This is a genomic window from Paenibacillus sp. EB106-05-06-XG162, assembly GCF_058791655.1.
The window spans coordinates 227,810-243,094 of the sequence record NZ_JBYTDT010000002.1 but is presented as its reverse complement, the minus strand read 5'-3'; the positions used below and the strand labels follow the sequence as shown (position 1 = coordinate 243,094).

At 50.7% G+C, this 15,285-nt stretch carries 14 protein-coding genes; 4 read left to right on the top strand and 10 right to left on the bottom strand.

The features are described 5' to 3' along the window. Window positions 1-17 precede the first annotated feature (17 nt). The 8 genes from AC3WU2_RS06940 to hrpB all read right to left on the bottom strand — a co-directional run bounded on the left by AC3WU2_RS06940 (window position 18) and on the right by hrpB (window position 9,269). Window positions 18-1,193 carry an MFS transporter gene (locus AC3WU2_RS06940; RefSeq protein WP_492452627.1) on the bottom strand — a complete coding sequence of 392 codons (1,176 nt, stop codon included), beginning with the start codon at window positions 1,191-1,193 and terminating at the stop codon, window positions 18-20. A 354-nt stretch (window positions 1,194-1,547) separates the two neighbouring features. Beyond that, the gene (locus AC3WU2_RS06935; protein WP_492452625.1) at window positions 1,548-2,507 is read right to left on the bottom strand and encodes a siderophore ABC transporter substrate-binding protein; all 960 of its coding nucleotides are present in this window, start codon (window positions 2,505-2,507) and stop codon (window positions 1,548-1,550) included. Window positions 2,508-2,723: 216 nt separating this feature from the next. Continuing rightward, window positions 2,724-3,482: an iron ABC transporter ATP-binding protein gene (locus AC3WU2_RS06930; RefSeq protein ID WP_492452623.1), complete on the bottom strand. Its 759-nt coding sequence runs from the start codon at window positions 3,480-3,482 to the stop codon at window positions 2,724-2,726. Then, on the bottom strand, window positions 3,476-4,426 hold the full coding sequence (locus tag AC3WU2_RS06925; protein ID WP_314590843.1) for an iron chelate uptake ABC transporter family permease subunit: 951 nt from the start codon (window positions 4,424-4,426) through the stop codon (window positions 3,476-3,478). The genes AC3WU2_RS06930 and AC3WU2_RS06925 overlap by 7 nt, the downstream gene beginning before the upstream one ends. Continuing rightward, entirely contained in the window at window positions 4,416-5,369 is a 954-nt protein-coding gene (locus AC3WU2_RS06920) for an ABC transporter permease (protein WP_492453191.1), read from the bottom strand. The genes AC3WU2_RS06925 and AC3WU2_RS06920 overlap by 11 nt, the downstream gene beginning before the upstream one ends. A gap of 202 nt (window positions 5,370-5,571) precedes the next feature. Next, window positions 5,572-6,210, bottom strand: a complete 639-nt coding sequence (gene bshB2 / locus AC3WU2_RS06915) for a bacillithiol biosynthesis deacetylase BshB2 (RefSeq protein ID WP_492452621.1) — start codon at window positions 6,208-6,210, stop codon at window positions 5,572-5,574. A 4-nt stretch (window positions 6,211-6,214) separates the two neighbouring features. Further along, window positions 6,215-6,577 (bottom strand): YojF family protein, encoded by a 363-nt coding sequence (locus tag AC3WU2_RS06910; RefSeq protein ID WP_018754610.1) that lies wholly within the window; start codon window positions 6,575-6,577, stop codon window positions 6,215-6,217. Window positions 6,578-6,725: 148 nt separating this feature from the next. Next, complete coding sequence (gene hrpB / locus AC3WU2_RS06905; protein WP_492452618.1) at window positions 6,726-9,269, bottom strand: ATP-dependent helicase HrpB; 2,544 nt, start codon at window positions 9,267-9,269, stop codon at window positions 6,726-6,728. 180 nt (window positions 9,270-9,449) lie between these two features. On the opposite strand from hrpB, the gene AC3WU2_RS06900 reads away from it, so the two are divergent. Beyond that, window positions 9,450-9,590 carry a hypothetical protein gene (locus AC3WU2_RS06900; RefSeq protein ID WP_018754608.1) on the top strand — a complete coding sequence of 47 codons (141 nt, stop codon included), beginning with the start codon at window positions 9,450-9,452 and terminating at the stop codon, window positions 9,588-9,590. Window positions 9,591-9,638: 48 nt separating this feature from the next. Here AC3WU2_RS06900 and aspD read toward each other — a convergent pair whose 3' ends face one another. After that, window positions 9,639-11,264 carry an aspartate 4-decarboxylase gene (gene aspD / locus AC3WU2_RS06895; protein WP_492452616.1) on the bottom strand — a complete coding sequence of 542 codons (1,626 nt, stop codon included), beginning with the start codon at window positions 11,262-11,264 and terminating at the stop codon, window positions 9,639-9,641. 63 nt (window positions 11,265-11,327) lie between these two features. Next, window positions 11,328-13,010, bottom strand: coding sequence for an aspartate-alanine antiporter (gene aspT, locus AC3WU2_RS06890; protein WP_492452614.1), 1,683 nt, complete (start codon window positions 13,008-13,010; stop codon window positions 11,328-11,330). A 129-nt stretch (window positions 13,011-13,139) separates the two neighbouring features. Between aspT and AC3WU2_RS06885 the strand changes: the two genes are divergently transcribed. The 3 genes from AC3WU2_RS06885 to AC3WU2_RS06875 all read left to right on the top strand — a co-directional run bounded on the left by AC3WU2_RS06885 (window position 13,140) and on the right by AC3WU2_RS06875 (window position 15,198). Continuing rightward, window positions 13,140-13,676, top strand: a complete 537-nt coding sequence (locus tag AC3WU2_RS06885; RefSeq protein WP_492452612.1) for a MarR family winged helix-turn-helix transcriptional regulator — start codon at window positions 13,140-13,142, stop codon at window positions 13,674-13,676. A 142-nt stretch (window positions 13,677-13,818) separates the two neighbouring features. Further along, window positions 13,819-14,298: a hypothetical protein gene (locus AC3WU2_RS06880; RefSeq protein WP_492452610.1), complete on the top strand. Its 480-nt coding sequence runs from the start codon at window positions 13,819-13,821 to the stop codon at window positions 14,296-14,298. Between the two features lie 24 nt (window positions 14,299-14,322). Further along, complete coding sequence (locus AC3WU2_RS06875) at window positions 14,323-15,198, top strand: SDR family oxidoreductase (RefSeq protein WP_492452608.1); 876 nt, start codon at window positions 14,323-14,325, stop codon at window positions 15,196-15,198. Window positions 15,199-15,285 lie beyond the last annotated feature (87 nt).

Below are 15,285 nucleotides of genomic sequence, written 5' to 3'. Positions count from 1 at the left end.
TCATATTATGTGTAATTTTACGCTTCCTGAAGCTTGGCTTCAACTGTGCTGCGACGGTTCCATACCATGAATCCAATCCAAGCCGCCGCACAACATACAACACCCATGGCATACATCGCAGATTCCCCAACATGCTCCTGAATCGCTCCGCCAAGTGATCCTCCTGCGAGACCGCCTAGGCCGATGAATACCATGCTTAGCAGCGCCTGACCGGTTGCAACGATCTGCTTCGGCAATGCTGTAGAGATGTATTCAATGGAACCTGCCCAAATGGCAACATACGTGAACATATGCGTAATCTGTAGAGCGACAATTGCCCACGGTTCAGTGATGAACATATATAGTCCCCAACGAATCGCGTATAAGAGTGCCGTTAGACCGAGCAATTGTTTCAATCGATCGCCTCGAATGATCTTCGCCATCACATAGAATCCAATGACCTCGCTCGCTCCAGCCACAGCCCACGCCCAGGAAATTTGACTTGAGTTCGCACCCAGATGTTCCATATGCAAGGACAAGAGCGTGTCATTCATCCGATGTGGGATAGCGATTAAGAAAATAAGACCCAAGAATATAAATAATGACGGGTTCAGCAGTGCACTGCGCAGCACCGGACGCGACAGCCTTGCATCTGTGCCTGCATCAGACGCATGATTAACCTTCGGCTCACGCATGATCAGGAAGATCACGAATACCCCCACCCAGATAGGCGCGAAAATCCAGACTAACGCATGAACCCCACCCCACGCATCGAACTGACCGCCAACAATAATCAACGTCATCATAAAGCCGACAGAGCCCCATAAACGCAGCGAGCTGTAAGTCTCATTCAATTGTTCCGCGCTCTTCACCATTAAGGCATCAAGCAGCGATACCGCTGGCAAGAAGAATACGTAGAGCGCAACGACGGTCACAGCTACAACGGACTGGTCTCCTGTCGTGAATAGGAGCAGCGCGCTGATGCCCATGAACGTCCATAGCGCGATGAGAATCGGACGGATCGCCCCGATCTTGTCACTGATCATACCTGCAAGCGGCTGAGCGAATATCGCAATAAATGGCCCTATAGCTAGTAAGCTTCCCGTCTCTAGAGGACTAAATCCATGAGACTTGAGCAGAAGCGGCATATAAGGAATCAGTAACGCATTGGTTGAATAGAAAATCGCCTGTAGTAATTTCAATAGTACTCTCAAAGGTGCTTCCTCCCGCTTATGCGCATCATCTAACCATCTGTCGCCCACTATCCTATCATAATGGTCTCCAATGTGCACGAGATGAATGTGTTAACGATCGGTATGTCACCCACTCAACTTAATAACTGCTATTTAGCAGTTATTTCGGGCGTAGAGCGCGTTGGCTCGCTCATTAACTTCTTTTTTGCAGTTATTTCGCGCGTAGAGCGTATTGACTCGCTCTTTTACTGCTTTTTTGCAGTTATTTCGGGCGTGGGTACGGGACCATATGCCAGACTGTCACTTGAAGAAAGCCCAGTATCGTAAGGATACTGGGCTCGTATACGTTGATATGATGCTGACTTACTTCGAATACTACACCGAAGCTTCGATTTCCTTCACCATTTCAGAGACCGAGGCAAGGCCGCCTCCGGACAAGTACCAGTAATCCGGATTCAAGTAGATAATATTGCCATCCTTATACGCTATTGTCTTCTTCACAATATCGTTCTCAATCGCTTCTTGCGCAGATGATTGACTGTTCTTCGCTGCAACTTTATTGCGGTCTACAACGAATAATAACTCTGGGTTCTTCTCAGCGATATATTCATACGAAATGCTGTTACCGTGCGTCTGCTTCGGATCAAGCGTTGGATCTACGGCTGGATAGCCAAACACATCATGAATAATACCGAATCTTGAAGCCGGCCCATAAGCGCTAATTTTGCCTTCATTCGCAAGAATAATCAATGCATTCTTTTTATTCACGCTTACTTTTTCATGGAGGGCTTTAATGCTATCATCGATCGAAGCTAACTCTTTATCGACTTCAGCTTCTTTACCGAAAATTTGTCCAAGCGTTTTGGCATTGCTCTTGAAGGATTCCATGTACTTGGTCGTATCTACGCCCATATAAATCGTAGGTCCAAGCTTCTTGAATTCCTCATAGGAGTCCGCCTGACGAGCTGAGATAATGATCAAGTCCGGATTCACCTCAGAGATCTTCTCGAAATCCGGCTCTTTCAATCCGCCTGCGTTAACATACTTCGTATCTTTATACTTCTCTAGGTAAGATGGGATGCTCGTCTGAGGAACGGCTGTTACTTCAACACCTAACTTATCCAATGTATCCAGCGTACCGAAATCGAATACGACGACTTTGGAAGGATTCTTCTTCACGACAGTCTCGCCCAGTTGATGTTTAATCGTCATTTCTTCACTCTGCTGTGATTCCGTGCTGTTGCCGCTAGCTGGCTCTGATGCATTTTTCGTACCGCAAGCTGCAAGAGCAGTCGCTAGTACGATCGTAAATAAGAATACGAATGTTTTCTTCATGATCCACCTCGATTAATTTTTTTGGTATATCGTTAAATGAGTGTTCAAAAAGTCGGCTTTTCAGCACCGAGAAGGTTGTGAGAACCCGAAGAAGGAGGAACGGAGTTTAGGCAAAACCTAAATGAGTACCGGACTTCAAGGGTGAACACAAGATTCGATGTCGAATCCACTACTTGAAAAACTTCGTGATCAAAAGATGATTTTTGAACAACCTTTTCAAGAAAAGTAAACACAGATTTTGCGGCCTTGGACCTCCTGAATCGGAATGTCCATATCATAGATTTCCTGAAGGACAGGCGTGCTAATGATCTCATCCGTCGGCCCTTCTCGAACAATCTTCCCATCCTTCAAAGCCACAATATAATCCGAATAGCAGGAAGCGAAATTAATATCATGAATCACGATCACAACCGTCTTCCCCAGCTCATCCACAAGTCTGCGCAGGGTCTTCATAATCTGCACCGAATGCTTCATATCCAGATTATTAAGCGGCTCATCGAGCAAGATATACTCGGTGTTCTGTGCGATGACCATGGCAATGTAGGCACGCTGCGTCTGACCGCCACTAAGTTGATCCAAGTAATGGTGCTGCAGATCGCGAAGATCCATGTAGTCGATCGCTTCATCGACAAACTTCCAGTCCTCTTCCGTTAACCGCCCTTGCGAATAAGGGAAGCGGCCGAAGGCCACAAGCTCGCGAATCGTGAGTTTTAACGTAATATGATTAGACTGCTTCAGAATGGAAATTTTCTTCGAAAGATCATTGCTCTTATATTCGCTGATCTCCTTGCCTTCGATCTTCACCTTACCGCTATCCATCTTAATCAGGCGGCTGATCATCGACAAGAGCGTACTCTTACCGGCCCCATTCGGACCGATGAAGGATGTCACTTGCCCTTTGCGTATGGAGACTGATACTTGATCGACAACCGATTTGTTGCCGTATGACTTGGAGGCACTACTGACTTCTACCACGATTTATTCTCCTTTAGCAGCAGATAGATGAAATACACACCGCCGATAAAATTAATGATGACACTGATCGTCGTCGAGAACGTGAATACACGTTCCACGATAAGCTGTCCGCCGACGAGTGCAATGATCGCAATCAGCATGGAACCGCCGATCAAGTAACTATGCCGATAGGTTCGCAGGAATTGATACGTCACGTTCACGACGAGAAGACCGAGGAATGTAATCGGACCGACGAGAGCCGTGGAGATCGAAATGAGAATGGCGACGATAATCAATAATCGTTTCACGACATAATCGTAAGGCACACCCAGATTCACAGCTTGATCCCGACCGAGCGAGATGACATCCAAATACTTCATGAATTTCAGGAAATAGAGCGTAACGGCAACGATTAAGATGCCAGCAATCAGGAGCACGTCTGTGTTGATGTTATTGAAGCTCGCGAACATCCGGTCCTGCACAATCATGAATTCATTCGGGTCAATCAGCACTTCCATAAATGTCGTCAAGCTCTGGAATAACGTCCCGAGGATGATCCCGATCAATAACAGGAAATAAATATTCTGTTGATCGCGTCGGAACATGAATTTGTACAACAAGCCCGAGAATAACACCATAGCCATCACCGTAATGATAAAATGCATGTTCTTACTGACCATCGTTAGCGCTGATGAACCTAACAGAAAAATAACGGAAGTCTGAATTAACATATACAATGAATCCAAACCAAGAATACTCGGCGTCAAGATTCGATTGTTTGTAATGGTCTGGAACACCACCGTCGAGAACGCAATCGCGCTCCCAGTCAGCATAATTGCGAGTACTTTCGTCACACGTCGTGGAATGACGTACCCCCAGTTGCTCCCGACATTGATCAACATAAATGTAGCAATCAGCGCAAGTGCAAACACCGCGAGATATATCGTCTTCCGTTTATAAGCCATATGCCTTTCTCCTCATCAATAAATACACGAAAATGATACTCCCGATAATCCCTACCATCAGACTGATCGAGATTTCGAACGGATAAATGATGATCCGACCCAATATGTCGCAAAATAAGACGAATACAGCGCCGAGCAACGCGGTGTGCGGCAGCGTATTCTTCAGGTGATCCCCATAATACAGGCTAACGATATTCGGAATAATCAGCCCAAGGAACGGAATCATCCCAACGGTTAAAACCACAGATGCTGTCGAGAGCGCGACGATAATTAATCCGAAATTCACCACCCGCTTGTAATGAAGACCCAGGTTCGTCGAGAATTCTTCCCCCATGCCTGCCACGGTGAACTTATTCGCGAACAGATAGGCAACGATCATCAGCGGAACGCTAATATAGAGCAGTTCGTAATGCCCCTTGATGATCATGGAGAAATCCCCTTGGAGCCAAGAAGACATGTTCTGGATCAGGTCGTATTTGTAAGCAAAAAAGGTCGCGACGGAGCTCACGATATTCCCGAACATTAACCCGACGAGCGGGATGAAAATGGTATCCTTAAACTTAATCCGATCGAGAATCTTCATGAAGAGTAACGTCCCGATCAAGGCAAAGGCAAAGGCAACCAGCATCTTCTGCAGCGGCGTGGCGGATGTGAAGAGCAGCATCGCGATGAGAATTCCGAACCTTGCCGAATCCATCGTTCCGGCTGTCGTCGGCGAGACGAACTTGTTGCGACTGAGCTGCTGCATGATCAACCCACAGATGCTCATGCTGACGCCAGCCAGTATGATACTGATCAGGCGGGGCAACCGGCTGACCTGCAATATATGTATCTGATCTTCCGTAAGCGAGAATAGACCTAGGAGCGATATATCCTTGACGCCTACGAATACCGAGATGATAGAGAGTACAATAAAGGCAGGGATTAAGACCCTCAATTTCAACATGATTGAATCTTCCTTTTGCCGTGATAAGTTTTGAAATGGTATGGGAGTGAAAATCATTATCAATGAGAACAATTATCATTATATAGAACCCTGCATAGCGGATCAACCGCTCTCCCATAAATCTTGTGACAAAAAAATGAACGTCCCCTCCTGGAGACGTTCATAGAAAAAGAAATATGAATAAGAATAAGGATGTTGCTTAAAAGCGATAGACCCACAATCGCTCATGGCGATGGCGATCTTTGGTCTCCTGGCTGTAGTTGCCGAGCATAAGTTGAAATTGCGTCTTATGAGCGCCAATCGCCTGTATTTTCAAATCAACGATATCGCTCACATCATTCACGAAATCCGGTTGTCCAAGGACCGCATAGCTTCCCGGTGTCATCGCAATACAGCGCGTAACCGGCCGCTTATCGGCAGGCATCTTCGCAACGGCGCGAATCGTGATCGCCCCGCAGGCATCATGGTCTGGATGTACGCCATGCCCCGGATAGAACGTATAGATAAGATCAGGCTTCACTTCCTCAATCACTTCAAGGACACGGTCTGCAACAGCCTCTTGATCTTCAAATTCAACCATTTTATCATGCAAGCCGAACTCGCGGACATCTTGAATGCCAATGAGCTGGCAAGCTTCCTTCAGTTCCTGTCGGCGAATCTTAGGGAGCGATACGCGTGTCGCAAATGGCGGCTTGCCCATATTCCGTCCCATTTCGCCGAGCGTCAGACAAATGTAGGTGATCTTCGCGTCTTGCTGCGCATGCTCCATGAGTGTTCCACCAATAATCCCTTCATCATCGGGATGCGCCAGTACGACTAATATTTGCTTCGGATCCATGTGATCAGTCCTCCTCATGGCTTGAGAATGGCTCTTGTGCGATTTGCAGCGCAACAACCAGCTTCCCATCGGGATCGTGGCCTGCGGCAATAAGACGCGAGGTCTCTGTCTCATCCCAATGCGTAAGTCCTTGGGCGAAGACCCACCCATGCGCTGTTTTAAGCCCTACACGATATGGGCCATCTCCTGCAATGAGGCCCTGGCTGTATGTCACGGTAGCATTGGTGATGAACGCTGTCGCAGCCAGCTTGGCTTCCCCGCGATGCGCGGCATAAGCACCTGTTGTCATTTCTAAATGGATATAGACTTCTTGCCCCTTCAATTGATCGAGCAATTGTTGAATACGGGCTGGTTCAATCGATTTCATCCGGCGTCCCCTCCTCATCTCTACCTCTGTAATATATACAAGTATAAACGACTTCGGCGTCCTTGTAAGGACGGGAAGCGTTTAAGCGAGAAATATAAGAACAGTTTATTTGTGAAACTTATAAATTCTTATATTATGAAAAATCTTACTACGTCCTCGGACGAACGCGGTTCGTCGGAACGGCAGCAGATGGATCATCCGGCCAATAGTGCTTCGGATAACGTCCTTTCAAATCTTTGCGCACTTCAAAATAGGCATCCCGCCAGAAGCTTGCCAAATCTCGCGTGACCTGAACCGGGCGCTGCGCAGGCGAGAGCAAATGCAGCGTAAGCGGCACGCGCCCGTGTGCAATACGCGGTGTATCGTGCAGCCCGAACATCTCTTGCAGACGTACGGCAAGAATTGGCGCCTCAGGGTTACGATAATCCACGGGAATGCGTGAGCCGCTAGGAACGGTAATATGCGTAGGTGCACAATCATCAAGCTCCCGGCGCTGTTCCCAGCTCAGCAGCGATTCCAGGATATGAACCATATTCAGCTGATTCAGATCCGATAACTTCTTCATGCCATAACAATGCGGTCCAAGCCATTCGGCAAGCGTCGAACTCAGCCCTTGATCCGTCGCATTCGGCCAGCTCTCCGGTTCATGGTCATGCATGAACTGCAGCCGTTCGCGGAATTGCGTCGCGGCCTTCGACCAAGGGAGCACGCGCAATCCCTCCTGCTCCACCCCTTGGAGCAGAGCGCGAAGCACCTCATCCGGATCGGGATCCGGCAGCGGTGCCTCCTTCAAGCGGATTGCACCGAAGCGCAATCGTCTCCGCGCGCGGACAGCCCGCGCATCCGCATCCCACGCGACAAGGCGCTCCTCTTCGATCTGGTCAGCGAAATGCCGCTCCAGATCCGAGAGGGAGAGCATCGCCGCGAGCTGAATACGGCTGTCCACGCCGTGATCAGCGAGCTCCGCCAGCGCGAGGTACGGTGCCTGCGACAGCGGCTCTGGCCCCGGCAGCATGGCGCCACGCCCGGAGCGCAGCAGGTAGCGGCCGTCCGGCCGCCGCTCGGCGATGCGGTCCGGGTAGGCGAAGGCGAGCAGCACGCCGCAATCGGCGAGCGCATCGCCCTCGGCGCGGTCCGCGGCGATGCCCAGCTGCCGCTGCAGTGCGGCGGCTTCGGCGCGCACGCGGCGGCACGCGGCCACGTCGACCGCGAGCTGCGGCGGGGCCGCTCCGCGCAGCGCTTCGACGCGCAGGCGCATGTCGGCGCCGGGCACTCGTGCGCTTGCGCCAGCCGCGCTTGCGCCAGCCGCGCTAGCGCTTGCGCCGCCGCTGCGCGCGATGTCGCGCTCGCTCAGCAGCGCCGCGAGCTCGCACGCGAGCGTGGCGCGGCCGAGCGGCCCCGCGCAGCGCACCATGTGCGCGAGCCGCGGGTGCAGCGGCAGCGCCGCAAGGCTGCGCCCGTGCGGGGTCGCGGCGCCCTCCGCGCCCAGCGCACCCAGCCAGCGCAGCAGCTCGTGCGCCTGCGCAAGGGCTGGCGCGGGCGGCGGATCGAGCCAGCGCAGCGCCGCAGGGCTCGTGCCCCACACCGCCAGCTCGAGCACGAGCGGTGCTAGATCAGCTTCGAGCATCTCCGGCGTCGTACGCGCCGCTAGCTCGCGATCTTCTGCTACCGTCCACAGGCGGTAGCAGACACCCGGCGCGACGCGCCCAGCCCGGCCGCGACGCTGATCCGCGGCAGCGCGGGAGACGCGCACGGTCTCGAGTCGCGACATGCCTGTTCGCGGCGAGAACCGCGGCACACGTATATACCCGCTGTCGATCACGACGCGTACGCCCTCGACGGTCAGACTCGTCTCCGCAATCGAGGTTGAGAGTACGATTTTCCGCTCCTCCGATCCACTCGGCAGCAGGGCTGCGTCCTGTTCATCTTGCGTAAGCCCGCCATACAACGGTGCAATTCGAACGCGGAACGACATGCTCCGCACCCGCTCCTCCAACCAACGCATCGTGCGATGGATCTCGCCCGCTCCAGGCAAGAAGACGAGAATATCGCCTTCATTCTGTCCCAAGGCGCGAATGACGGCTGCGCCAACCGCAGCTTCCATCGGAGCATCACTGCGACGATCCGTATAGACGGTCTCCACAGGGAAGACACGTCCTTCGCTCGTAATAATAGGAGCATTCTCTAACATCGCCGCCACCGGCTCTGCATCGAGCGTTGCTGACATGACCAGAATTCGCAGATCCTCACGAAACACACTCTGCGCCTCTAGTGCAAGTGCAAGCCCGAGATCCGCATGCAAACTCCGCTCATGGAACTCATCGAAGATGACAAGTCCTACGTCCGATAGCATCGGATCAGCCTGCAGCATCCGCGTGAGAACCCCTTCGGTCACTACCTCGATACGCGTCTTCGAACCGACGCGCGTATCATGACGAACACGATACCCAACGGTCTCCCCGACTTGCTCCCCAAGTGTTGATGCCATAAATCTTGCAGATGCTCTAGCCGCGATGCGGCGAGGCTCCAGCATAATAATCCGTCGACCTTCGAGCCAGCCTTCATCTCGCAGTGCAAGAGGCACCTGCGTCGTTTTACCGGCCCCCGGCGCAGCAATCAATACCGTATTCTGATGTATTTCAAGTGATTCTCTCAATTGCGGAATCACCGCATGTATTGGCAAGCTAACCATATCCTTCACTCCCACAAACCCTTCCCATCCATTGTACACCTTCATAATCATCATATCATAGTTATTCAGTCAAATAGCCTCAGCCCAGGCCGTGGATTTTCGCAACCTGTCCGGTCTTCTCAACATTTCAAAGCATACATTAGAACAAGAGGAAAATTTGTTAGATGGGAGGGGTGCACCATGGCCGTTCTGAATGTTTCGTTGAAATTTATCCTGTCTATTATGCTGGTGTTTCTGGTAATCGCCTTTCTTCCAGCGTTCCTCATTACAGATGATATCGGTATCGTCCAATCATTACTCGACATCATCTTTCATGAATGACAACAAACGCCTCCGTGTCTACGATAGACATCGAAGGCGTTTCTTTTGTTAATTCTCTGCTGCTTTCCATGCAGCGACATAGGATTCAAACGTCTGACGGACCATCTGACCGATATGCAGATAGGCTTCATCATTTAGATTAGCGAGGGAGAAACGAACGGACCATTCCGGCCCTCGGAACCCGCCGCCATTCAAGAGCACAATCGAATGCTCCTCTGCAAGCCGGAAGAGTAGATCGAGCGAAGAATAGTTCTGTATTAAGTAATTGGCAAAAGATTGCCCGTACTTCCGCTGCGCCCATTCCATCAAATCGAGCTCGAAATAATACGCTGCATCATGCGGATCTTCCCGCAGCTCCACGCCAAGCCCTTCGAATAACAGCCTCTGTCTTCTTCGACAGATATCCATCGTCTGCCTCTTATAGACGTCTTCTCGATCCAGCAAGGAAAAAATCGAGAAGAGCGCCATTTGCACCTGCTGCGGGGTGGATAATCCTGCCGTATGATTCAGTGCGACGGCACGGCTGTCGGCAACCATTCGATCGATGAATCGCACTTCTTCCGGGTGCTCCGTTAAGGCGCCATAACGAACCGCGAGCCGATCAGTTTCAACCTTTGGCAGGTTTTTTAATTTCTCATCAAAAATATTATGTTCATGAACCGCTACTACTCCAAGCCGCCAACCCGTTACGCCAAAATACTTTGAGAACGAATAGACACCGACCGTATTATAAGGCATTTCCGTCATTAAGGAACGGAACTCCTTCACAAAGGTACAATACACATCATCCGAAATAATCATCAATTCCGGATTGTGCTCCGAGACGATTTCTTTCAGCTCACGGACCGTTTCTGGACGAATCGCGACGGACGGTGGATTGCTCGGATTCACAATGAACAGTGCTTTGATCGTCTTATCTTTCAGCTTCTCGAGCTCAGAAGTCGGGTATTGCCAGGTATGCGATCCATCCTCCCGCAGCTCAGACGCATGGATCTCCACAGTATCGAAATGATATCTCGGCAAATGCGGAACCTCCAAATACGGCGTAAAGATCGGAACCATAATCGCAATCCGATCCCCAGGATGAAGCAGCGCATTCGCAACTAATGTATCGAAAAGATAACACATCGCTGCCGTCGCCCCTTCGACGGCAAAAAGATCAAATTTGCCGATGTCCTTATCCCCATATACTTCTTGAATAATATAGTCGTTGACGATTTCCTCCATATGACGCAGCATCCGGTCGGGAACGGGATAATTATCGCCGATAATGCCATCTACAAGCTCATGCACCCAGGCATCGGGATCAAACCCTTGCGTCACAATTCCGAATTCGACGGCTTTCCGTAAGAAATCCATGCCCGGATAATCAGGATGATGATCGGCATAGGCCATGAACCGATTATAAATCCCCGGCTTCTTCGCCATCCCTGCCAAGTCGCCATCCTCCCACGTCATCTTCGCTTCCGTCACCGCATAATGCCCTAATGTAAAAAAAGCATCCCGCGGCGTGCTGGCGATCCAGTTCGGATTTCCCCGGCCTGCATTTAACATGATCTTCGTACTCTTACGTGAACCCTCTTCTGCATAGCTAATTAATTTATCCTTCAGCTCAAAAGGACTGAGCTTGCCATATCGCTCCTCAATCTCGCGACGCTGCATATTATCGGTCATATCAAGTATCTCTCCTTTTCTCGTTGTCGGACCCTCTTCTTGTCTTTCTTCGTGATCATATGTCTAGAGTAGGGCTACGATAATAGCGCCCCAAATGGTGAGCAGGATATTCCCGATGGCATACGTCACCGTATATCCTAGAACCGGGACTTGGCTCTTCGCGACTTCTGTGATCGCACCGATTGCAGCCGTAGTCGTCTGCGCCCCTGCGCAGGCGCCAAGCGTAATCGCCGGATGGAACTTGAAGAAGTATTTGCCGATTAGCAGTCCGACGAGCAGCGGAATTAACGTCACGAAGATACCTGCTATGAACATACTGAGTCCTGACTGCTTAATGCCGGAGACGAACCCGGGCCCCGCCGAGATACCGACGACCGCAACGAAGGTCGTTAAACCGACATTGTTGAAGACCCAGACGGCCCCTTCTGGAATGCGCCCGAAGGTCGGGTGCAAGGATCGCAGCCAGCCGAAGATGAGCCCCATAATGAGCGCCCCACCACTCGTCGTCAGACTGATCGGAATCCCTGCGATATGTGCCGTTGGAATACCAATCAGACCGCCGAGCAGCACGCCGAATCCGACGAAGATCATGTCGGTCTCGCTTGATTTATGCGCAGCGTAGCCGATACGTTTGGCAACCGCCTCCACCGCCGACTGAGGACCAACGATCACGAGCACATCCCCGCGATGCAGCTTCGTATGGCGCAGCGGAAGCTCTTCACCCTGCCGTTTCAGCGCTGAGACATAAACGCCGCGGGATAACATCTTGAAGCTCACGTCATGGGTCGTCATACCGATTACGGCTTTGCTCGTCACCACTACCTCCAATGTTTCAATCGGAAAGTCAAACAACTCTTCATCGAACATTTCTTCTCCTATGACGTCATCCACGAATAGATCCATGTTGCGCTTGGTCATCCCAATCACGACAATATCGCCCGCTTCCAGCACCATGTTCGGCGTCGCATCGATCATCCCTAATTTGGTCTTGATTCGAAGAATGAAGATCCGCTTGTCCTTTCCTTTGAATCGCTGCTCTATATCACCGACGGTCTGTCCAATATAATGCTCGTTCTCTACGACATAGGCACGATAGACATTGAAGCGGTAGCCCGAGCTAATCTCTGGATTTTCCTGTGTCACGCCAACCTCTTCTTCAAGCTGCTTGCATGCTTCGGCAAGGTTAATCCCTAGAATTTTGGGACCCATGGCAGACAAGAACCAAGCCGCCCCAGCGGTTCCAAATATGTACGTAATTGCATAACCGACGACGACGAAGCTGATCATCGATTCCTGTTCTGCTGCAGCAAGCTTTAATCCATTGATCGCATCCGAGGCGACCCCAATGACCGCCGATTGGGTTAGGGAGCCTGCGAGCAAGCCTGCGCCTTGACCTGGGTTATAGCCCAAGATTCGTGCAGCAACATAAGCGGCTGCCAGTCCCGTAACACAGACAATGACGGCGAATAGCACTTGCGGCAGCCCGTCCTTCTTCAACCCATGAACGAATTGTGGACCAACACGGTACCCCATCGCGAACAGGAAGAGGAGGAAGAAAATCGATTTGACCGTCGGTGAGATCGTAATGTCCAATTGACCGATGAGCACACCTGTCAACAGAACCCCTGTCACCGCTCCAACACGGAAAGAACCAATCTTAATTCGACCAACAGCATATCCAACGCCTAGGGTCAGAAACACAGCCAGCTCCGGATACTTCTGAAACAAATCATGCACCCATTGCATTCCAATCCGCCTTTCACTGCCTTATTTGACAACATTTTCTCTTAGCGTTTCCTACTCTACAACGCATCATGCAAGAAGAATCAACACAAATGAGTTGACACACATATAGTTAGGCGCCATACTATATGTATGGCCAATAACAATAAAGAATCAGCTGACATGAATCTTATTCCCTCGCTTGCACAAACGCAGCGCCAGGTTGAGCGCTACGATCTAGACGTAGATGCACAAGCCGTGCTCGTCGCAGCCCGTTTGATGGCAGCAGGAGCCAAGCTTGGGCATGCCGCAGAAATCCATTTCTCCAGATTCGGATTATCGACAGGGCGATATCGATTGCTAGCAGATCTTGAAGATAACGATGGAGAAGAGCTGCCCTCACAGCTTGCGGAAAATCTAGGCGTCACACGCGCTACCGTCACAGGCTTAATCGAGATTCTAGAACGGGATGGACTTGTATCTCGTCGTACGAGCTCTGTCGATGGCCGCCAGAAGTCGGTCGTCTTGACTGAGGGAGGAGCGAAGAAGCTGCGTGATATGGCATCGGAGCATTACGCTAGACTCGAAGCCATGGTCGGCTTACTAAGCATCGAAGAGCGAACCGTGTTTCTCGATCTGCTAGGACGTGTTACGCAAGGAATCTCGGCGCTTACGGACGAATCACTTTGAATCAACAGAACCCAAACCATAGGAGCACATCCCAGAAAGGAAAAACGGGCTAGGTTAGCTAGCCCGTTTTAACCGCCATATAGTTAGGACCCTAATTATATAAAGCAATGCTGTTCGATCTAAACAAGAAAGGAGTAATAACATGCGCAACATGAATGACCCAAATCAATCAGAAGAGGTTTATGGGATTCGATCCGCCCGTTCTCGCAGGAAGCCTTTCGTGCTGTGGCGCGAATTGATTCCAGCCTATCTGGCCCCTGCCATCATGGCAGGCATTGGGGGACTCGTCACGGCCGACAAGGTGCTGCAAATACGAGCTTTAACGACGATTGGAGGAACATCCTTGTTGGTGGCTTTATTGGTTGGCCTCTGGCTGAATAGCCGTGGGAACCGTAAACGATGGGTTGCGGGTGCACCACGCGTGGTTGTCGTAGGGGCGTTTGCGCTTGCAGGTGCATTGTTCGGTCTATTCGCGGCGTGGGGGACTCCGATTCTGCTGGACCTTATCAATCCGAATCATCATTGGGTTTGGTTCGATCAAATCGGGTTTGATTTTCCGCTGTCAGGGGCGATTGCCTGCACAACCATGAGTTGGCGGTGGCGAGCTTCAATCACCAAATAAATTCATTAGAGGAGAGATTTAAAGATGATCGCTATTATTGGAGCAACAGGTACAATTGGAAATGCACTTTTGAAACGTTTGATGGAGCTTGGCGTGCCAGTCCGGGCACTGACTAGAGAGCCTGATAAACTTCATCAACAAATCGGAAATTTAGGGTTGTCTAGGGTTGAGATCTGCGCTGCCGATGCAAATGATCCCGAATCGATGCGCCGTGCATTAGAAGGTGCCAGTCAACTATTCCTAGCTTTGTCCAACAGTCCAAGACAAGTCGAACTAGAAACATCGATCATTCAGATCGCTGCTCAAGAAGGAATCGAACACATCGTCAAAATATCCAGTCCAGCTTATGAGAAGAGTTCTCCTGTCGCTGTGGCGGGCTGGCATGCCGAAATCGAGCAAGCTTTGGTTGCATCCGGCTTGATCTATACGGTGCTGCGTCCCTATGCGTTTATGCAAAATTTACTGCGTCTCGCACCAACCATTACAACCCAAGATGTCTTCTTCGGCTGTATCGGAGATTCGCCATGCAACTTCATTGACTGTCGAGATATTGCTGATGTTGCTGCAGTAGCTCTAACCAATCAAAAGCCGGCTTGCGGCATCTATACACTGACAGGGTCAGAAACGTTCACTTACCCACAGATCGCAGATAAACTGTCTACCCTGCTCAATCGGCCGATCCGATTTATCAACCTGAAGCCCGAGGCGCTGCGGAGCGATTTGATCGTACATGGACACATGCCGCCTTGGCTCGCAGAACACGTCGTGGAAATTCAAACGATGTCTACCGTTGTACCGGAGAAGCCTACGAATACCGTACAAAGTCTGCTCGGCAGAGAACCCCGTACATTAGATGCTTTTCTACAGGAGAATAGAAATAGTTTTCAGGCAAGACGTTAACTAAAAAGTAGGTTGAAGATATGATCGTGAAAAATCCCCCTAACTCGTATTCGTTCAAGGTTAGGGGGATTTTCATATCCTATGAAT